The sequence below is a fragment of the Bacillus sp. TH19 genome (assembly GCF_016651075.1).
GTDB lineage: Bacteria > Bacillota > Bacilli > Bacillales > Bacillaceae_G > Bacillus_A > Bacillus_A mycoides.
The window spans coordinates 196,038-218,616 of the sequence record NZ_JAEKEO010000001.1; the positions used below are offsets into that span (position 1 = coordinate 196,038).

The window sequence follows — 22,579 nt, forward strand, 5'->3', positions numbered from 1 at the left end:
TATTATTCATATGTATAATATTTAAAACTCACAGACAATAACATAATTCCTAAAATATATATTGAAGAAATTGCAAGATATAATAAAATAATTGTTTCTTTAAACGCTACGTCACTTACTATATTCAATGAATAAAAGATTGGAAATGTCTTTGTAAATATTAAAGGGAATAATCCATATGTTATAATGAAAAAAAGCCAAATAACTGACAAGGATGCCGCAAGAATTCCCTTTTTTATAATTAAATGAAAAAGCAATTGAGAATATGGTATTGCTAGAGATAAAATCGTACAAAGTATCAACATTTTTAAAAAATAAAGTATTGATATTTCATATCCATTTATAAAAGTATAGATACCCATAACCGAAAAATTCAAAATATTAAAGACCAAATAGAACAGTATAAACATTAAATTTTTAGTTACCAATAATTTAAGTTTCGAAATGGGCTGTGTATAAATAATGGCCCAAGTACCATATTTATTTTCCGAAGAAATGATAAAATACCACATACAAGCAGAAAAAATACTTAACGTTAGTGTATTAAAATTTACTGTAATTGCTATAAGATTTGTAGATAGAAACATGTCGGGATGATTCTTATTAAAAATAAAATAACTTATACACAAAAAGCTTGATAATAACGAAAAAAACAAAGAAATTAATAATAATTTTCTCCCACCAATTTTTCTCATCTCACTATTTACACTTTTAAAGATAAATTGCATTATTATAATAACTCCTTTTGTTTAGTGAAAGATAAAAAAACTTCCTCTAATGTTGGCTTTTTAGGGCTAACTTCAAAAATATCTATATCATTTCTAATTAATATTCTGGTTAAACTAGGAACACTATCTTGATCTATTGTTATTCTGAATACCCCTTCTTTTTCAATACTATAAGGTATACCTTCATTACTTAAAATTCTTTCTGTAGAAGTAGTAGTATTAACATGAATGATATATTCTCCAGAAGTAATAATACTGTCTAATTTCCCTTCATAGAGTAAGCTACCCTTATGTAGTAATGCTATGTGATCTGCTATCATTTCAATTTCAGCTAAATTATGACTAGAAATAAATATAGTCTTCCCCTCATTTTTTACCAAATGAAGTAATAAACGCCTTATCTCATGTACTCCCTCTGGATCTAATCCATTTGTTGGCTCGTCAAGAATTAGTATTTTAGGGTTATTAAGAATAGCAAAGGAAATACCTAGCCTTTGTTTCATTCCTAAAGAAAAATCTTTAACTTTTTTATCTTTTGCTTTATATATTCCTGTAGTTTTTAATACTCTATCTATTTCATCTAAAGATTTATTAATCATTTTTTGTACATAGGCTAAATTTTCATATGCTGTTAGATTAGGATAATAAGTAGGTGAATCAATAAAACAACCCACATTTTCAAATAATTCTTCTTTCCATTCTTTTATATCTTTATTATCAAACAATATCGTTCCCTCATCTGATGGAATTAATCCTAATAACATTCGCATTGTTGTTGTTTTCCCTGCACCATTTGGTCCAATAAAAGCATATAAACTTCCTTCTGGAACAGATAAGTTTATATCCCTTACAATGGATTGATTTGCAAAAGACTTTGTTAAATTTTTAGTTTGAATTGCTAATTTCATTTTGTCCCTCTCTCTCATCCCCGCATGAAATTAAGTATCGATTTTCGTATAATCAGATTTACAGGAGATATCATTTAAGTTAATTTTACCATAAAAAGGGATTTATTAACTCAATTTCTTTTGTTTTCTAAGGCTTCACCAAAAAAGTTTAATACAAAATTAATTTGATATATTTAATTACTATTGCAACCATTGGAGCCTCTGCTGCTGTTGGAAGTTCTGGGATGACTGCCGTGGCTTCTGCCGCAATGATTGCTTCTTCTCCAGAATTAGGTCGCATGGCATGTAGAAGAATTTATCCTGAGCATTAATATCAATCTACGTAAAAATGGCCACCGGAAAAAGTTAATGATTCTCAAACATTAACTGATGATCAATGGGTTTGGTCTTAATATAAAACTGTATTTTTTCTCTTATTGAAAAGAATTATTTGTTTTAGTTAATTTCTTCTGTTAGTAATATGAAGAATTGAAATATTATCCAACCAACTAAATGTATAAACCTTTTAATCGAAAAGAACTTGTAGATAAAACTACAAGTTCTTTTTAATTTTCCAAACGTTAAGGAGAAGTAAACGAACATTCAAAACTTCATATTTATAGACCAATCTGTTCAAAATTGATAGTATATTCTATAACAATATTGGTTCTTTAATGGTTGGTAAAAACTCTATACTCATGGCATAATTTAATAACAAATTGATATACTCTTGATTTGGTTCTAAACAATGTACATTCTTCAAATATCCTTGCGTATACAAACAAGATGGTATAGCTACTGATAGCTCTTCTACAGATTCTAATAAAGGCATTATGAGCTCTAAAGCTTTCTGTTCATCAGTAGTTAGATTAGTATTAAAAAACTTCTCTATATACTTTTCTTGCCTCATTAACATGATATCGTATCCAAAAACTTGTAAACTATTAATAAATTGTTCCCATTTAAGCTGAGTTGGATTACAAATATGCATGGTTCTATTTACTGTGTTGGCCTTATAAGATAGTTCAGTAATGGCTAAACTTCCATAGTCCACAGGCGTTAAATCTACATACGTATTGATTTCAGGTGCTATGTTAGATAAGCATATCCCTTTCAATAATCTATAAAAGGCGTTTTCATTAATATTGAATTGAAATTTACCCGTTTTAGAGTTACCCACTAAATTCCCCACACGGTATATCGTAGCACGAACTCCTTTTTCCATTGCTTCTCTGACCATTTTCTCGCCTTGAAACTTACTTTCTAAGTAAACATTATCTAAATTTTGCCCTCTATCAAAATTAGACTCAAAGAATTCAAATTCTTTTGGATCACTTTCAGCCTGCCCTACTACACTTAAAGTCGATATATAATGATAACGTGCATTTGTATTCTTAGCTAATTCCAATAAGTATTTTGTAGACTGAACATTTACTTTTTGAAAATGCTCACGTTCTCCATAGTGTCTAACTTCTCCACCACAATGTATGATTGACTCTACGTTACTCTTTAAATGATCCAATTGCTTTGAATCCAGACCTAGATTTATCAAAGATAAATCTCCTTCAATTAATTCTACTCTCTCTTCCAACTTTTTAAGAATTTCTTTACCGAAATAAAACCTCATTCTTTCTTTTAACTTTGCACCAATTACTTGATTGTCATTTTTTCTTACTAAACAGTAAATAGTCGTAGATGGCAACTGTAATAACCGTTCTAGAATATGTGCTCCTAAATATCCTGTTGCTCCTGTAAGGAAAACTACTCTTGGGTAATTCACCATATCTATCTCACATTCTTCTAATTTCTTTCTTTTATAAACAGGAGTCGGTTTCGTTTCATTTTCAATACATGCTACATTAATATTTTTCTCTTTCTTTAACGACATATTTTCCATCTCTTCAATATGAGAGGCTAATTTTTCTATTGTTCTATATTTAAAAAAGTCTTGAATTTTCAAGTTAGGATATAACGGTTTTAATTTAACTAATGCCGGCATAACTTTTAAAGAATGCCCACCTAAATTAAAGAAATCATCTTTTAAGCCAATAGATTTTATGTTTAAAACTTCAGACCATACTTTTGCAATGTTTTTTTGCACTTTAGTTTGAGGCTTAAGTATACAATCATCCTTTTTCTCATTATCAAACTCTATTTCTGGCAGTTTTTCGAAATCAATTTTCCCATTAGCCGTTATTGGTATTTCTAACACATGAGAGTAATATTTAGGGATCATATATTCTGGCAATACATTTGATAAATGTAAAGCTAACTTATTTTTCTCTATTTCTATACCGTCCACTGTTTTATAGTAAGCTTGCAGTAGCATTCCATCTTTCGTTTGTGTTACCACAGCCTGACTTATCCCCTCAAATTGTAATATGGCATCTTCTATTTCCCCTAATTCAATTCTATGCCCTCTAATCTTAACCTGCTTATCTTTTCTTCCCATAAATTCTATATTTCCATTTGGTAACCACTTTGCTAAATCACCTGTTCGGTATAACCTTTTACTATTATCTTCTGAAAATGGATTTGAAATAAATGCCTGTTTTGTTTTCTCTTCCTGTTTCCAATACCCTTGGGCCAATCCTAAACTCTCAATATATAATTCGCCCATGCCCCCTACCGGACAATGTTGCATATATGAGTTCAAAATATGAACCTTTGTATTAGAAATTGGAATACCAATCGGTATACTACCTAAAATATTATTTTCGCATTCTAAGTCTGGTATGAAATAATACATCGCTGAAACAGTTGCTTCAGTAGGTCCATACTCATTTACCAGTTGCACTTGGTTTTTAAAAGTATTTTGCCAACTCCTAATAGCATTTGTGGATGCAGCTTCCCCTCCCATTATCATAAATCTTAAAGAACGTATCTTATCACTATCCAATTTAGTCAATGAAGTCGATAATTCATTAAAAAATACTGTTGGCACGTCAGAAATAGTTGCTTGTATTTCTTGGATAGCTTGAGCATATGCTACAGTTGAATAGCGCTGTTCATCACTTAATAAATATAGTTCCGCCCCATTTAACAAGGTAGAAAAAATTTCCGATACAGAAGAATCAAAACTATGGGAATAAAACTGTGTTACTTTATCATTTGGGGAAATATGAAATACTTCATTTCTCCATTCAGCTAAATTTAATACTCCTTTATGAGTTAATAATGTACCTTTTGGTTTGCCTGTTGACCCTGAAGTATAAATTACATATGCCAAGTCATCTGGTTTATTTAAAATTTTAACATCATCATTTATTGTCGTACGATATATATCCTCTATTATTGAAACGTTATAATTACTTGAATTCAAATGATTTTTGTATTTGTAATTCGTTATAATTCTACATGCCTCGCTGTCACTTACTATATAATTAATTCTATCCTCGGGGTATTTTACATCGATTGGTATATAGGCAGCGCCAGCTTTTAATATTCCAATCATAGAGACAATACTATTGATACTTCTATCTAAAAATATGGCTACTTTGTCACCTGTTTTTATACCTTTTTCGAGTAAATGTTGAGCTACTTGATTAGAATTCATATTTAATTGTCTATATGTTAAAGACTCTGTTTCAGTCGCTATAGCAATCCTATTTGATTGTCTTTCTACTTGCTTATAGAATTGCTCCTGTATATTTTGAAAATAAGGATACGGTCTTTCTGTATGATTTACCTTTCTATATAGAGATTCCTCTTCCAGTGATAGGAATGAAAGATTCTCATATGCCACTGTTCTTTGATGAATAAATGCGTCCAGTATATTAAGTAAATTTTGAGTAAACCTATTAATTGACTCTTCCTTGAAAAGATTAATATTATACTCAAATGAAATCTCTACATAATCCGATCCTTCTTCAACAGCTAAAGAAATGTCAAACTTACTAACATCTTGTTTATTAGGTAACAATTGAAGCTTGTACGCATCATGCTGTTGCAAAATATCTTTCTGATAACTAAACATTGTAGAAAAGATAGGGTTATTTCCAAAACTTCTATCAGGATTTATTTGCTCAATTACTTTATCAAATGGGTACGATTGGTTTTGGAAAGAATTCAAACATTTTTCTTTAACGACTTGTACTAGTTGTTTTAAATTTTTCACATCATTTAATTGTGTTCTAATAGCTAAAGTATTTACAAAAAATCCTTGTATTTGTTCAAATTCCTGATAATTCCTTCCAGCAACCGGTGTACCTACAATAATATCTTTTTGATCCGTTAGATAGTGTAACAATTGTATATATGCTGCCAAAAATAGCATATACATAGACACATTCTCTTGTTCACATACTTGTTTCAAAGACTCTTTCATTTTATTATCTAACTTCATTTCAAAGACTTTACCTTTATTTGTACTTTGACGATCCCTACTAAAATCTAACGGAAGATTTAGTAGGGGAAGAGGCGCTGCAAGCTCGGTCATCCAATAAGATTTTTCTGTATCCCACCGGCCTAATTTTAGCTGCTTCTGTTCCCACTCAACATAATCCACATATCGATTAGGAATAGTTGGTAACTCGGGATTTCTTCGATTAGCAAAGGCATTATATACCTTCATTAATTCATCTAATAAATTCCTTACACTCCACTCATCGGTAATAATATGGTGTAAATTGATATATAAATAGGATCTTTTCTTATCAAGATTAAAAATTCTAATCCGGAAAAGTGGTCCATTTTCCAAATCAAATGGTGTATGATCCGTTTGATTTATTGTTCTACGTATATATTCTTGTTGTTCCTTTTTAGTTATGTGTTCAATATCATCGTGAATAAGGTCAATAGATATTGATTTTAATATGACCTGTCTAGGCTCCCCGTTTTTTTCAATAAACACTGTTCGTAGCATCTCGTGTCGTTCAACTAAAAATCTTATGGCGTCTTGTAAAATATTCTTTTTTAAACTTGGCTCAATATTTATGTGTAGTTGTGTATCATATACTCTATTAATAGCGTTATACTTATTTAAAAACCAGATTCTTTTTTGAGCACTGGATAACTTATAACATTCCTTATCTGCAACCTTTAATACTTGCATATCATGTTCTTCTCTATCCGTATTTACTTCCATTAATTTATCAATGTAAGCAGATAGACTAGCAATTGTTGTATGCTCAAAAATATCTCTAATTTCTATTTTCAAATGAAACTCTTTTTGAATTTGATTTAACACTTGCACAGCAATTAATGAATGTCCCCCAAGTTTAAAAAAGTCATCATCTCTGCTGATTCTATATTTCCCTAAATTTAAAATCTCTGACCATGTTTTTACCAACCTTTTTTCTGTTTCACTTATTGGTGGTACATATTGATTCTTCATATTTTCAAGTAAAGATGGGATTTGTAATTCTAATTTTTTTCTATCAATCTTACCACTTGGTGATAATGGAAATGTTTTAAGGTGAAATACATAATTTGGAGTCATAAAATCTGGTAAACTTTCACTTAAGAATGTTTTTAAGTCCTCTTGTTTTATCTCTGTATTGTCTTTTGATAAATAAAAGCTAGCGATTTTGTCATTTTGATAAGTTACTACTACTGCATCTTTTACCTCTGGGTGTTTAAATAATGCTCTTTCAATTTCATCAAGCTCAATTCGATACCCACGTAGTTTTACTTGATTATCTTTCCTTCCGATAAATTCTAAGTTCCCACTTGGTAAAAGACGTACTAAATCCCCAGTGCGATACATTTTTTTATTGAGATTATAGGATTCTTCGAAAGAAATAAATGCCTCTTCTGTTTTTTCCTTTTGATTTATATATCCTTTGGCAACCCCATCACCACCAATGAATAACTCACCTACTACTCCTGACGGACATAACGTGTTGAACGGACTGACCACGAAAACTTTACTATTAGCAATTGGGTTACCTATTGGGATATTAGAACTTTCTTCTTTTATCTCATGATTTACTTCATAAATGGTTGTACATACAGTAGCTTCAGTAGGACCATATGCGTTAAGAACTGGAATCTTTAATCCTAATTTACTTTGCCATTTACGAACTGATTCAGCAGGTAGGGTTTCCCCTCCCACAAATACACATTTTAAAGAATTTAATGTAAGTAACATTTCTTTTGGCATATCAGCTATTAATTTAAAAAATGCAGTTGGTAAAAGAACATATGTAATACCATTCTTTTTAATTACATTTATAAATTCCTCTGCAGAACGTTTTTCGATTTCAGAAATTAAATGCATTCTCCCTCCGCATAACAAAATCGGAAATATTTCCATAATGGAGGCATCAAAAATCATCGTTGCAAATTGTAAAAATACATCATTTTTGTCTAAATTAAATTGATTCATTAATGAATATGATAAATTAATTACTCCTTTATGTGGTACACCTACTCCTTTTGGTAAACCTGTCGAACCTGACGTGTAGATAATATACGCTGTATCTTCTATGGTATGTGTAGGTACAATATTTTCTATAGAATTAACGTAATGAAAATCCTCTAGATAAATTGTATGAATCGCAAAACTTTCAATTAATCCCCTGAATTCTTTCTTTGTAATAATCATTTGACTTTCACTATCTTTTAATATATATTCTATTCTTTTTTCAGGAAACTTTGGATCGATTGGTACATAAACTCCACCTGATTTTAGTATGCCTAGAATCCACACAATTGTATCAATCTCTCTCACCATAGTAATACTTACACGCTGTCCCTTTTTTATATCATTTTCACGTAAATAATTCGCTATTTGATTTGACCTTTGCTGCAAGTCATAATAGGTAATCGATTTATCCCCCATTGAAATCGCTATTTGATTTGGCGATTTTAATGCTTGTAGATCGATTAATTGATCTAGTGTTTTTGAATTAGGATATGCAAGAGTATTTGAGTTTATATCTTTGTATAAACGATGATCCTTTTTTAAAAGTAAATCCAATGAATGAATAGGTTCATTCACATTCTTCATTAGTTTTTGTAACAAATATATATATCTTTCAACTAAATCATTTATACTATCTGGTTTATATAACGCTGAATTATAGTCAACCTCAATTTTATTCTCTGTTTCCCCTTCATATCTCATTATTCTCCAGATCATGTTAAAAGGATTTACTCTTTTACAATCTGTTAAAACTGTGGACTCAATATCTGGAATTTTCAACTGAGGTATCCTTACCGTATTAAATGCTGTTGAATATATCATATTATGATGTGTATTATTATTTAGATTTAAATCTTTTACTATATGTGAATATGGATTATGTTTATACTTAATAGCCAAATGAACAGATTTATTCACCTTGTTAAGTATCCCCTTAAATGTATCCCCCTTTTCTATTGTTATACGTATAGGTAATGTATTAACAAAATAACCAAAAGCATTCCCTTCTTCCGTGTGTGGTCTAGTATTAATTGGAATACCTACAATAATTTCTTCAGCGTTTGTCATTTGATGAAGCAAGGCACAATAAGTACTTAACATAGCCCGATAGACACTTATGTTATTTCTTTTAGCAAAACATTGTATTTGATAAAATAGATCGGCATCAATATTCTTGCTTATATTTTTGTTCGTATATATCGGTTCATTCATTTTATTAATAGTAGCAGGAAACTCTGTAGGAGGTAATTCACCTTGTAAATAATCTTTCCAATAGGATGATCCTTCTCTATATATTGCACGGTCAATAAAACCTTCCTCAAATTCTACAAGGCTCTTATAAGGAGATTCTGATACTAAACCCGTATTTTCTTGAAGTAATTCACAATAGATATGAGACAATTGTTGGATAAAAATTCCTAAACTACATCCATCATAAATAATGTGATGAAAAATCATATGTAAAATAAATTCATCTTCACACAATTTAATGATGTGGAATTTAAACAAAGGCCCTTCTTCTAAATTAAATTTCTCATTCACTATAGAGTCTAAGAATTTTTTAAAAATAAATTTTTGTTCTGTGTTTTTAAAAGCAGTTAAATCCTTAATTGGTATATCAAAATCTATACTCTTTTGAATGAATTGTTTGATTTTTTCGTCCCTCTTAATAAATAGTGTACGTAGCGCCGGATGAGATTGCACTACTAAAGTAAGCGCTTTCTTAAAAGTATCTATTTGAAGATTTCCTTTTAGCTTTATTATGGTAGCTTCATTGTTCATTCCATTTTCTAATTCCATTTGATGAGCTATCCATAATGCTTCTTGCCCTACTGTTGCATCTAATTCTTCTACAATATCATATTGCTTTTGTATTTCTTTCATATGAATTTCTCCTTTTATAAATATTTTAAAACGGATAATATTTACAGTTACAACTATATGTACATATTCTACGATTTGTAAATGTATATTTTTCGACTAAATTCAACATTTATTTCGCTTATTGCATAGTTATTAAAATGATGAATAAAATTCATATTTATACCGTAAAAGTTCATACTTTTATTCAATTCAAGCATAAAAAATCATTTCACTAATAATTCTAATTACTTTTTATAAAGTAATCTCATATATATTTATTAAAATATACACTCTAATTTATATCCCGAAAATAAATTCAAGGATATTCCAACAGGTCACTATATATATTTCTAATAATATAAACTGAATAGGAGGAGTCCGTACATAATGGAATATAGATTATTAGGTAACACGGGATTAATAGTTTCAGAGATAGGATTTGGTTCTTGGGCGATTGGTGGAGATGAATGGGGCGCAGTAAAAGATAATGAATCCATTGATGCAATCAATAAAGCAATTGACCTAGGAGTTAATTTAATTGACACTGCTGATGTTTATGGACTAGGTCATAGTGAAACACTCGTTGCGAAAGCCATAAATAAACGTAGGCAGGATATCATTCTTTCTACAAAGGGTGGATTAATCGGTCATTATTATGACCAAAATCAACCAGCAGTTTTTGGAGATCCTCAAAAGATTATTGATGCGTTTGAGGCTAGTTTACTACGGCGTGAACTACTCGCCACTTAGCAAAGCTTGAAGTGGGAGCTTCTCAGTTCCACGACGAAAGTACCCTTTCGTCTCCCTGAGCGTTACTTCGGGGTGTTCCACCCCTAGATGTCCAACGCTTGGACGCTCTTTTGGTACGGTTGATATTTTACGCAGGAACCGAATGGCTTGGTTTTCGCACTCTATTTTCTTCCTGCAACCTCACATATCAAGTTATCAAAGAACTTCATATAGCTAGTTTATCAAAAGTTGTTGGCTATGCCAAACCGCAATTCATCTCCCACCTACCGTTGGGCTACGCCCTTCACACGCTTGAGGAAGGCGAATTATTTCGGGGAATTCGTTAAAATATCTACTACACTAGTTGAATACATGTTAGACAACATACAAATTAAATAAACAATTAATTCAGATATATTTTTAGAAACTTCATTATCTCACAATTACTTTTTTTAAAATCAATCAAAAAATTTTTCTTTACTTTAAATTCCATAGTTCATATAATTTTCTATGGAATTACATTTTTTTCTAAATATCTCCTCATTTCTAAATATTTGAAAGGATAATTACAAATTATTATACTCTTTTGTTTAACCAAGTAAAATAAAAATCCAGATTTTCACAAGGAGAAGTGACTGCATGCAAGATATTTTAAAACTATTTCCGAGCGTTGACGGAAATGAAGAAAAACAACAACTTTTATTAGAATCTATGCAGAAAATAATTAAAAATCTTGACCAATTAAAAAATGAAGAGCGAGCTACTTTAGGTAAATGTGAGGAAAAATCAGAAGGATACTACAATGGCTTAATTCAACAAAGTCATATACCACTATCTGGAATCACTATGTCTGAGGTTATAGAAGAGCTAAACCAATTTATGAATGGCCATCCTTATCCAAATAAATACTACTTGTCTAACGCTGTACCACTACCAAGTATTCCATCACTATTGGGTATACTAACCATGTCCCTTTTAAATGGTAATGGTGTTTGGGATGTATATGGTCCAGGGGCAGCAGAAGCAGAAGTAAAAGTTGTATCCATGCTTTCAAAACTGATAGGTTATAATCCACATAACAGCGGTGGCTATACAACATGGGGTGGACAAGGATGCGTGTTTTCGAGCTTGCGCTTAGCAATTTCTAAACAATTCCCATCTGCAAAAGAACATGGTGCTCCACAAAATGTTTATTGCTTTGCTTCTGAAAATGCACATTATAGTTTATTAAAGTCAGCTGAAGCAACTGGCATAGGGTCAAATCACTTAATAAAAGTGAAAACTGATCCCTATACAAATTCTATGGATATAGATGATTTAGAGGCTAAAATGATACAAGTTATTAAAAATGGAGGTATCCCCCTTTATATTCTAGCTACTATGGGGTCAACAGATACATTTACCATTGATGATATAAAAAAAATTAAAGAGAGCGCTGAAGCAATACAAAAAAAATATAAATTAAAACCTATTTATATCCATGCTGATTCTGCAATGGGCGGATTCTATAGTTTCTTTAATAATTATAGTTTTGAAGAAAATTTACTCTCATTTGAACCTAATGTGAAAAATGCCTTACAATACGTACAAGATAAAATGCAATATATGTCCCTTGCTGATAGTGTATGTTTTGATTTTCATAAATTAGGACAAACACCTTATGCTTCAAGTATATTAATCGTAAAAAATCATACTGATTTACAACTGATGGACATTGAACAAGATGACACACCATATCTAGGCAATAGGTCATATGGAAGTTATCATACAGGCTATACCTTAGAATGTTCACGAGCTGGTAGCGCTATTCCCATGTATATCAATCTATTAGCCTTTGGAATTGAAGGATATCAAAAATTATTAGCAAATTATGTTCGTGTAAATCTATTATTTAGAGAGAAGTTGCGTGAAGCTCTACCTCAAGTCGCAATCACAAATGATTTTACATATGGACCAATTACAACTTTCCGTTTCTATATGAATGGAGATGGCCAAGAAAATTGGGAAAAAGAACGAATAGGCCTTGCAACAAAAGAAGAGATTGAGGATACAAACCGATTAAATATAGAACTATTTAATTACCTAGGAAAAAATCGCGATCAAGTATTTTTTGGCGATACAACTCGTTCTTGTGTAGTAGATGTAATAAACAGTTATGATAGAAATCCGATTTCTACATTAAAATTCTTTTCTATCTCTCCATATACAACTGTTGAATGTATAGATGAGATCGTAGAATTTCTTTATAAACATATTTCGATTGCTACTAAACAAATTTATTCATATGTTTAATAACCATTTTTGTTAGCGCTTTAATAGTTAAACTTAACTAAATTAAATAAAATTTTTAATCCTTTTAATTACTATTCACTATATCAGGAAAGAGGAAAAACATATGAATATAGAGCTACTTGATACACACCACGTGAAAGATGCAGCACATTTACTTGCACATTCTTTTGTGAATAATGAACCTCTTGTAAGCAGTTTACAAATTCCTTTTGCTTCTTTTCACAAAATGTGCGAAGAAATGATGAAACAAGCTGTATCTCAAGCCATGTCATTTGTAGCAATAGAGAATTTTCAAATTGTTGGGGTTCTTTTAACAAAAAAAGTAACCCAGCCACTAATAGATACAGATAAAGCGACTGAACTATGCCCACAAATGGAACCTATTTTTCAACTTTTAGATACATTAGAGACAGAATCTATTGAGTTTTCTCATTTAGATAAAGAAAAATTGGTCTATCTAGATATGGGCGCTTGTCATCCAGATTGGATGGGGAGTGGGATAATCACCACCCTTCTTTCACATGCCATTCAAGAGATAAGTAAAAAAGATTTTGATTTTATTGCTGCTTGTACAAATAAAATTTCTCAAAAAATCCTTAAAAAACTGTATACGACCTTTGAAATGAATGAAATCGTGTATAGTAAATTTCTTTATAAGGAAGCATATCCATTTGCTAATACAACAACTTCCTTAGCAGCCCAATTACTTTATATACCTCAATCTCAATTTGTCATCGAGGCCATATAAATTGGTGAAGAAGACTAGCTATACTTGAGTGCAGCTATTTTTTATACAAAATAAGTTAGTAAAAGATATTCAAGTTAACATAAGTGTCACCTTTCACAATTTTACCAAATCATTAAAGGAATCTCCTTTCCCCTATCGAATTATTGTAGAGGAAAGGAGAGGAATACATGGAAATTCTAGGATTAGCTCCTCGCGCATTAGCAACTTTAGGTGCACTTGAATACACCAATCGACGCAATAAATTAATTGAAGACTCGGAGAATAACATATACGAGTGTAAAGAAATAAAAGAAATACTTCAATCACTCCCTAAAGAGAAGCAGATTGAGGTTCTTGAGAATCAAGCTCACTTTGAAGCAGTGGCAAAGATGATTGAACAAAACAATTTAATTCTTTTAGAACAGATGAAAGCTCTACAGCTAATTCAGAAATAACAAACTTATGATTAATTAATTCTACATATGCTTCCATAAATAATGTATCTTTATTTATATCATCAGCCTCTGTTTTTACAGGGGCTTTTGTTAAGCGTTGATTCATATTTTGAATTTGAATGGTTTCTTTCACATGTACGAATAGATCTTCTAATAAACCTGGTGTCGTCTCTAATTCTTGTTTTTCAATTTCCTCTGTGACAGCACTTATAAACTCCCATAGTACTTTTGCACCTAATAGTTCTGCTAAGCGTTTTTCACGCATTTCAAATGTTTTCATGTTCATATTGAACACTTCCTCTTCTGTATTTTTTACTATTAATTGGGTTATATGACAAAACCGATATATATGGTAATTAAATTCTATACCCTCCTTTCGTAAACTATAGTTTACAACGGGGTCCAAAAATAGATTCTACATTTGTTCCCAGACTTTCTGCTATTTTTATAGCTAACTTGACGTTAGGTTGTTTTTTATTATTCTCTATTTCGGAAATATAGGTGCGGGATAGCCCCACAAGTACTGCTAATGTTTCTTGTGACATTAGTTTTTCTTTCCTCAACTCAGCTATCTTATTCATTTATCTAATCCCCTTCATTCTTGTATTCATTCTTGTATTCATTTGATTACAAAACTATTGTAAACCATAGTTTACTTTATCGTCAACAATGTTTTACAAGTTTTTTCTATATTTTTGTTTCTTTTTGTAAATTATTGTTTACAATTGTACTAGGAGGATTACACATGAAGAAAACTCTTGGTGAAATTATTAAAAATTATCGTTTAACAAATAAGCTATCCTTGCGCGATTTTGCTCAAAAATGTGATGTTAGTCATACTTATATAGACAAACTTGAAAAAGGCGTAGATTCCAGAACTGGAAAACCGGTAGAACCAACACTATTAGTAATAGAAAAAATAGCAAACGCCATGAATATAAGCACAAAATCCTTATTAGAAGAAATAGGATTCATTACAAGAGATAATATTGAGGTAACTGATACAGAATTAGAACAGTGGTTTAAAGCTATTAAAAGTGCCTCTCCTCAAAAGCAGGAGGAATTAAAGAAGTTTTGGGAGTTTTTAATACAAAAGAAAAACTAAATTAGCTAAAAGGCCTCCACCTTGATAGGGTGGAGGTTTATTTGATTACTTTCATACTTTATAACACCAATGTTCACAGAATTGGTCACATTACTTACAAGATCTACTCAATTTTGTTGAATGCATCCTCTGGCATTGTTCGCAGCACACGCGAGTATGTATTTAATGTGATTTTAATGTTATTATGTCCTAATCTCTCAGGAATAATCTTAATATTCACATCCTCCTCTTGTAGTAACGTTGCATGGGTATGACGTAAATCATGAAAGCGAACCTTAGGAACGGCGGCCGCTTTATAAACATCCGTTTTTTTTCATTTTTGTAAAATGCGGTAATACAGAGGATATTTTCTATACTTTTATAAAAAAGGAAGCCTTCCTTTGAAACTTTAGCTTTAAATATCCTCCCATTTTTCTCACCATCTCCATAAGAGTACTCTGAGAATATCGGCTCCTCTTCTCGATTATGTATCTTCGTGTCTAAATATGAGATTATATAACTCATCAAAACACGTTGCTCCATCCAATTCACAGTTTTCTTAAACGAAATTCACATTAATTCATTATCTTAAATGAATAACTTCTCCTGATATAAATTCCAAATTTAAGTACCTTTATTATATATAGGTGTAATATCACACCTTTTTAAAAATCAAACTTCACGTGCAGCATAACTTTCACCTATTCCTTTACGATAAAACATCATATTAAGGACTTATTCATATCATTATGTGTTACATTGTAGATTTTTTAATCTGTTTATATAAATTTCCATTTCGATTGAATTAAAACCCTCAGCTCTTCAACAGTAACCAGTGGTTTACGATGAATCATACTATGACAATTAGGGCAAAGCATTGCTAGATCTTCAATTTTAGTCGTTTCGTCATTTTTCATTTCAGATATCGGTTTTCTATGATGTGCCTCTATGAAATTCTTTCCTCTATCACCATAAACTTGTTCAAAGTCCATTCCGCACGCCTCACAATAAAGCCTCCCGTGTACTTGGATAAAGCGTTCCTTAGCTTGTTTAACTAATTTATTATTACGTTCTCTATATCTGTGTAATCTAAACTTTTCTTTCCCTTCAGGAAAATCATCTTCTTCATCCACATGTGTATCAAGAGTTATTGTTATAGCTTCTTCACTCAATCGTATTAGAACATCCTTAATAGGATTAAAATCTTCCATTTCTTTTTGTAACAGAGACAGAGCATCAGAAATATTTATTCCTTCAAAGATTCCTTTATGGTCATTCTTTATCCCAATATGATGTAGAATACCCATAGCTTGATAACCTTTGCTCTCCTTCGAATCTAAACCAAGGATATTTTCATCAATCCAGCGGTGACTTTTCGCATTGAATAAGTACTCATATACAACAGAATCTCTTATTTCCTCTCCATAAGAACTATACTCTCGATTTCTTTTAACAGGTTCTAACTTTGAAGTTGAAGTAACTTGAACAGAACCTATTCCTTCATATTCTTCCAAACTTGTAGAAAAAGAAACCTTATAGTATTTCTTATCTATCTTTTTAAAAATCATATACGGTACGTTATCCTCAACTTTATTATCCTTTCTAAATTCTTCATATATATTAGGATACTTCATTTGAACATACTCGGTTAGTTTACTAGGCCATAATAATTTTGTCCTAGCTTTTTCTCCCAACCCCTTTCTAATCCTAGCAAGATAGTCTTGTTTCATAAACTCTAGAGTTATTTGAAAATTGCTATTTTCCTTCATTACATCTATCTCAAAAAAAGACCTTATATCAATAGGAATACCTGTTTCATTATTAATAAAAGAGGATTTATCCATTTTTTTCATAGCAATATTATTTGATTTTAAAGCCCATGAATGTTTACTTATTTCTTTTAAGGCTGAATTAACCATACTATTTAGATTCATCATCATTCTCCTGTTCTTGATTATATTTAGAATCAAATAAGTCTTTAAGGTTTAAATAGAAGAGCGAGACTTATCTCAATTCATATACTATCATAATATTATTACTAAGATACAAACTCAATGATACCAAGGGTTTGATCCGTTTTTATAATGTTTTACTGATACTTTCGAATCCAAATCTAATAAGTATGATATAACGATAAATAAGCGAATAACAGGAACATTTTATTTTATTAAAATCAGGTTACAAAAAACGTTACATTTAAATTGCATATCAAGTGCTAATAAAATATTGATTTTATTAAAAACACTCTTAGCTTAGCCCCTTTAGCAAACCATTCTAGAGACTCCATTCTTCTCCATATAATGAGCAGAGAGTTGAATCTGTACTATCCCGTAATTCATGTCCTGCTTCGTAGAAACAAAAGTAAAGATAAAAAAAGACCTCCCTAAGGAAGTCTATTTTTAATTATATAGTGTTATTGACGGTTCAAGTATTTGTTCTTCACTTACTTTTCCTTGATAGCTCTTAGAATTGAACCAGTTGCTATTAACATCGTACCTGCTACAAAGAATGACGCACTAAGTACAAAGAAACCTGTAAGTACATTTGTATTGATAATATAATTATACGCATCTCCGCCTACGTAGGCATATTTATTCGAATCGGTATATGTTTCAGAATTTTGATATCCTCCGAGTCTATCGAACCCTAAGAAAAGTAATACTGCTGAATGAATGTAAAAGATAATTCCCCAAATTGTCCATTTTTTTGTTTTCACGATAATTCTCCTTTTTGTGTCTGTTACTAATTAATTAATTTATTTATTTATACAGTTTAATTGTTTTTTAGTAGAATGTAAATCATATTAATCTCGACTTTCTTAGCCTCAACATCTATTCCTAGCTTATCAACTTCTGATGTTAATTGATTCTTATTATCAACAAGGTTTAAAACCTCTTAGAACCCTGTCCTTCTATTGTCAAGTTTCTTTCGCTCAGCATCCATGCCTTCTTTAACCTTTCTCTTTATGTTTGTTAATTCATTCTCTTTATCATCAATTTTCTTTTTCAGCTTCCACACTCTCATATTTCTTTCTCGGACACTCAACAATTCCATACCATGTGTCTGAACCAATCTATACCTATTCTCTCCACAAGTCCTCCTCCGATTGTGAAAATCCCCCCTCTACATCATGAGTCTCCTCATTCTCCTTACCGTTATACAGACAGCTAAGAACATAATTTTGTGGCCACAAATGGTCACAGAACTTACAATAATCATTACCATTATTGGAGAATATCAAAACAGATTTTATGAAGGTTCGAATAAAAAGAAGTGAACAAAATCTCCAAACTACTTAATGATTAGTATCACACCTGTTGTCACAATGCGTACTCCACTTCCAACATAGACACAACTTCATTATTGAGCCAATGCTCATAAACAATAAATTTGTTCACTTTTCATAGTTCATTTGGATTAAGTTTATATCTTCTTATAATCTGAATTATTTTTTAAAATTTATTTCGTAAATCTTTTTGATTCGTCATTTTATCAGATAAATGTTTAGTCAATTGTTCTTTTGTTTGTAGCAATTTAATCCCTCCTGATATTGTTGTATCTAGAAGACAACGAATGTAAAACACAATAAAAAATTTATAAATCAGAATATTCTATATAATCAAGAGGGTATATTCTTATCAAATGAATTAAGGAGCGACTAATATGGGAGATGTAATAATTAAAAGAAGAAGGACTTTTGATGAAATTGAACTTACTGCCGAAGCTGTCATAGAAGCTATCCAAAGTTTAAGTAATGAAGAAAGATGGAAGTTGTAGGACATTTTATATGATGAATACTACAATTCAACATATAAAAAAGACACTCTTGTAGATTATTGAGGTGAAAAATAACTTTCACAACCCTAAAATGCGCCAAAACCCTTTAAAAGATTCAGAATGACTTGTGTTGAATTTTACAACCTTTAAATATTATTAAATTAAATCAACTATCAGAATGATTTATAAAACAATCTGAGAACTCATTTTTTTGATGTTCTAAATAATAAAGGGAAATTGTATCTGCATACTTTTACAGATACGATCTCCCTTTATTTTATAAATTATTAAAAATAAAATTGATATTTTAACTATTAATACGCTTAAATACTTATTAAAAGTAAAATATTTAATCAGCATTAATTAACTTCTTCAAGCTCCCCATCTTTAGAGTGAAGCATTTTCTTATTTTTCGAATCCACAATTTTTGATATAATACGACCTTTTCTATGGAAATCTCTCTTTCCGTTCATAGCGGTATCATCTTTTGTAATAATATCACCAATAAAGTTTTTATAGATACCCTCGTCTAATTTAGAAGTTGCTTTATAATAATAATATTGAAGTAACTTCATAAAAATCATATCTTTCATATAATGTCTTTTTGTTACTTTAATTAGATTTGCTATGTGCTTATTCGCGCCATTTCCTTTTAAATCAGAATACGTAAATACACATAAAAACTTTTCAAAATCTGAGACACTTTCGTCATCCATAATTTCTTCTAATCTTTCCTCAATTACTACTTTTAACTTCCCTGTTCCTAATGTCTGCAATAACACAGACTGATGGATTAATGGCATTAAATTTTTTAGTATCTCTATTTCTTCTTTTTTTTCTTGCCTTTGATCTTCTCCATGTTTTTCTTGGTAACTTATTAAAATAAATTTATATATAGAAGCAAATGCCATTGAACACTTAACAATTTTATTAAATGAATCTGTTTTTAATCCTTCAACCATTGTATCTTCCGTATTTTTCAAAATCTTGGCTGCAATAATCCACACACGGGCAAGTTTATCAAAATTAGATATTTCTTCATCTTTCTTGCTAATACCTTTTTCCTTACATGATTCACTTAAAGTATTGTCTTGTATCTCCTCTATTTCTTCTTCAGTAGGTTTATCACCTGTAGTAATTTGCTTGATATCATCTGCACTAAGTCGATCAACAATAGTACTTAATGTTTCAAAAACATTATCATAATTATACTGTAATTGTTCAATTTTCTCGATAATATCTTTGTATTCGCTGTACATTCTATTAACTACTAATTCAAGTAATTTATCATCATCTTGCTTTAGTCCTGAATAGTAATCAAGTTCATTCATGAATAAAAGATAATTATCATCTGAGAGTACATATTCTTTAAACTTTTCGTCTTTATCTATATTTTTCATTAAGAAAAATTGGAAAAAGCAACTAAATTTAAATCTTACTGTTCGTTCAATACCTTCCTTATCGACAGTTAAGACACCCTTATTAATAAAATGCTGTAGTAAATGCTCCTCATCAAAATCAAATTTCTTAATTTTTAAGTTTTTATAGATAAATTGCCTTAGCTCTTGATAATTCACACCATAATTTATATTATCTTGTTCAAACATGTAATACGCAATTTCAGTCAACAATCTTTCTTTATTCTTATAATTAAATTCGCTTGCATACATTTCTTTTTCAGAAGTTTTCCGGAAAAGTCTCTCCAAAAAGTTTTCCAACATTATAGAATTATTAATTGGTGCATAATCTTCTTGCTTTTCTATAATCCAGAGAAACATAGACACTGCTAAAGGGGTTCTGGGTAGATTCAAAGAACTAAAAGTTTTTATGATACTATCTAATTTTTCTTTTTTATCAAGGTTAAATCTTTCATTTAAACTAAACCAATTTTGCATTAATTCTCTTATTTCTCTAGTTTTAAAGTTTTTCATATATGCCGTTTTAAAATAATTAAATATCTCCGCATCTAAAGCTTCAATCGGTAATTCACCATCTATATTCCCACTACATGTAGCTATAATTTTAATTCGGGAATTTTCCTTAATTAACTTTGTTAGGCTAATTAAGATGGCATTATATCTTTTATCAAACTTAAGATTATCTATTAGCAGAACTATATCACAATTTTTCAAAACTTCTAACCTTAAATACCTAATACTTACGTTTAAATATTTACTAATCAAGGTCTCTAGACCGTTTCCAATCGCTTCCTCGAAATCAATGTATACTGGAATCTTATTATAAGATTCGAAGTTATTAGTCATCTCAATTAATACTCTATCGAGTAATACGGTTTTACCTTGTTCTTTTGTCCCTATTAAAAGTATATTTTCATCACTTTTACAAATATCTTCTAAATCCAATAATTCTTCATTTTCTTGCAAAGTTTCTTCATTAAATTGAGCCGTATCCTTATGTATAATTCTAGGCATCACAAATATATCTGTAATTTTTTTGGGCGCCTCAGTATCGGTATCATAACTTATTAAGTGTTTATCAATATGATTAATATGGATATCTTTAATACTATTTATTATCCCAAATAATTTATCTTTGTTTACTAACTCCGTTTTACTTGGTAAAAAAATCAGTTTGTCCATTTTCATCACCCATATCGGTGTTTTTAACAAACTTTTCTTTATTATGAGAATACCTTCTATGATATGTAATTATATTCCCATCTTCTTTATTGATATCTATAATTGAATATCCATTAGCAAAGTCACTATTTTTTGTTCTTACATTAGTTGTCCAATTAGCAGGTGATACAGATATTAACGTAGTACCTAAAGAATTCGTTTTTGCCCATAAACTCCCCTCATGAACATGCCCACACAAGAGAATATCGTAATCTTTCATAATCATTTGTTGAATTTGTTTTGATTCAAATGGAGCTAACTCATCCAGCGGATGATGTACCATACCAATTTTCACCTGACAATCTTGTATTACTTCTCGAGCACGTGTAATTTGCCTTTCACCAATTATTATCTTTTGGAAGTCTGTATCACTATCGTAACTTCTCCATGATGAATTAAAGCATGTAATTCCGACTTCAATACCTTTTATCTGCAATTTAAATGCTGATTGATAATCCGAAAGCTGAGCATCACCACTAAAATCTTGATAAAATTCTTTTTCGTATTCCTTAAAAGGCAACACCCTATTTATCCCATTTTTATCCTCGCTATCAATAAAACTATTCACCTTCTCTGAAGATTGTAAAATAGTTGTTAAACCTGCTTCACTCACTTCATTATCAAGACTTCTAACAACATCATGATTTCCAGGTACCATAAAAAATCTCTCTAATGGCAATCCTATACTTTCCATAAGTGGCTCAATTACTTCTTCTTGGAAAGTATAAAAAGCAAGCATAGTATCTCCAGTGAAACTAGCTCCCCCTTTGTCTACCATATCCCCAGAAAATAATATTAAATCAATTTCTCTATCATTATGAAATTCTAAGAGGTCTTCCTTCAATGGTTTAATAATATAATTTCTTAAGTCTTCTATAGAATTAAAATCAAGATGAAAGTCTGAAATATGAACAATACGCATAATCATCACCCAAAAATTTTTTATTTAAATTATAACATGACAACCATAGTTTTCCAATCACTATTAATATATAATTATGATAAATAGATATTTTTATGATTTAATGTTA

At 30.4% G+C, this 22,579-nt stretch carries 14 protein-coding genes and 2 pseudogenes; 4 read left to right on the forward strand and 12 right to left on the reverse strand.

Features of this window, described 5'->3' with window-relative positions:
• Positions 1–2 precede the first annotated feature (2 nt).
• The 4 genes from JFU54_RS01030 to JFU54_RS01040 form a co-directional block, all read right to left on the reverse strand.
• Positions 3–728 (reverse strand): ABC transporter permease, encoded by a 726-nt coding sequence (locus JFU54_RS01030; RefSeq protein ID WP_201063466.1) that lies wholly within the window; start codon positions 726–728, stop codon positions 3–5.
• Positions 729–730: 2 nt separating this feature from the next.
• Positions 731–1,636, reverse strand: a complete 906-nt coding sequence (locus tag JFU54_RS01035; RefSeq protein ID WP_002204111.1) for an ABC transporter ATP-binding protein — start codon at positions 1,634–1,636, stop codon at positions 731–733.
• Between the two features lie 148 nt (positions 1,637–1,784).
• The gene (locus JFU54_RS30015; protein ID WP_002016818.1) at positions 1,785–1,916 is read right to left on the reverse strand and encodes a hypothetical protein; all 132 of its coding nucleotides are present in this window, start codon (positions 1,914–1,916) and stop codon (positions 1,785–1,787) included.
• A gap of 351 nt (positions 1,917–2,267) precedes the next feature.
• Positions 2,268–9,866, reverse strand: a complete 7,599-nt coding sequence (locus tag JFU54_RS01040; RefSeq protein ID WP_201063468.1) for a non-ribosomal peptide synthetase — start codon at positions 9,864–9,866, stop codon at positions 2,268–2,270.
• A 366-nt stretch (positions 9,867–10,232) separates the two neighbouring features.
• Here JFU54_RS01040 and JFU54_RS01045 point away from each other — a divergent pair.
• The 3 genes and pseudogenes from JFU54_RS01045 to JFU54_RS01055 form a co-directional block, all read left to right on the forward strand.
• Positions 10,233–10,574, forward strand: a pseudogene (locus JFU54_RS01045) (aldo/keto reductase); the annotation flags it as partial.
• 639 nt (positions 10,575–11,213) lie between these two features.
• Positions 11,214–12,866, forward strand: coding sequence for a pyridoxal phosphate-dependent decarboxylase family protein (locus JFU54_RS01050; RefSeq protein WP_201063471.1), 1,653 nt, complete (start codon positions 11,214–11,216; stop codon positions 12,864–12,866).
• Between the two features lie 103 nt (positions 12,867–12,969).
• A complete protein-coding gene (locus tag JFU54_RS01055) occupies positions 12,970–13,614 on the forward strand; it encodes a GNAT family N-acetyltransferase (protein WP_201053979.1) in 645 nt (214 codons plus the stop codon).
• Between the two features lie 309 nt (positions 13,615–13,923).
• On the opposite strand, the gene JFU54_RS01060 is transcribed toward JFU54_RS01055, so the two are convergent.
• Both JFU54_RS01060 and JFU54_RS01065 read right to left on the reverse strand, forming a co-directional pair.
• Positions 13,924–14,334 (reverse strand): hypothetical protein, encoded by a 411-nt coding sequence (locus tag JFU54_RS01060; protein WP_201053978.1) that lies wholly within the window; start codon positions 14,332–14,334, stop codon positions 13,924–13,926.
• A gap of 97 nt (positions 14,335–14,431) precedes the next feature.
• A complete protein-coding gene (locus JFU54_RS01065) occupies positions 14,432–14,629 on the reverse strand; it encodes a helix-turn-helix transcriptional regulator (protein ID WP_201053977.1) in 198 nt (65 codons plus the stop codon).
• Positions 14,630–14,793: 164 nt separating this feature from the next.
• On the opposite strand from JFU54_RS01065, the gene JFU54_RS01070 reads away from it, so the two are divergent.
• Positions 14,794–15,153: a helix-turn-helix domain-containing protein gene (locus JFU54_RS01070; protein ID WP_201053975.1), complete on the forward strand. Its 360-nt coding sequence runs from the start codon at positions 14,794–14,796 to the stop codon at positions 15,151–15,153.
• A 103-nt stretch (positions 15,154–15,256) separates the two neighbouring features.
• On the opposite strand, the pseudogene JFU54_RS01075 reads toward JFU54_RS01070, so the two are convergent.
• From JFU54_RS01075 to JFU54_RS01095, 6 genes and pseudogenes are all read right to left on the reverse strand, one after another.
• Positions 15,257–15,448, reverse strand: a pseudogene (locus JFU54_RS01075) (tyrosine-type recombinase/integrase); the annotation flags it as partial.
• A gap of 463 nt (positions 15,449–15,911) precedes the next feature.
• Complete coding sequence (locus JFU54_RS01080) at positions 15,912–17,066, reverse strand: HNH endonuclease (RefSeq protein WP_201053973.1); 1,155 nt, start codon at positions 17,064–17,066, stop codon at positions 15,912–15,914.
• A gap of 509 nt (positions 17,067–17,575) precedes the next feature.
• The gene (locus JFU54_RS01085; RefSeq protein ID WP_000850455.1) at positions 17,576–17,848 is read right to left on the reverse strand and encodes a hypothetical protein; all 273 of its coding nucleotides are present in this window, start codon (positions 17,846–17,848) and stop codon (positions 17,576–17,578) included.
• 179 nt (positions 17,849–18,027) lie between these two features.
• Positions 18,028–18,156 carry a hypothetical protein gene (locus tag JFU54_RS30020; protein WP_277956396.1) on the reverse strand — a complete coding sequence of 43 codons (129 nt, stop codon included), beginning with the start codon at positions 18,154–18,156 and terminating at the stop codon, positions 18,028–18,030.
• A gap of 1,112 nt (positions 18,157–19,268) precedes the next feature.
• A complete protein-coding gene (locus tag JFU54_RS01090) occupies positions 19,269–21,509 on the reverse strand; it encodes an NACHT domain-containing protein (RefSeq protein ID WP_201063473.1) in 2,241 nt (746 codons plus the stop codon).
• Positions 21,481–22,470, reverse strand: a complete 990-nt coding sequence (locus JFU54_RS01095) for a metallophosphoesterase family protein (protein ID WP_201063475.1) — start codon at positions 22,468–22,470, stop codon at positions 21,481–21,483. Before JFU54_RS01095 ends, JFU54_RS01090 begins: the two co-directional genes overlap by 29 nt.
• Between the last annotated feature and the right edge of the window lie 109 nt (positions 22,471–22,579).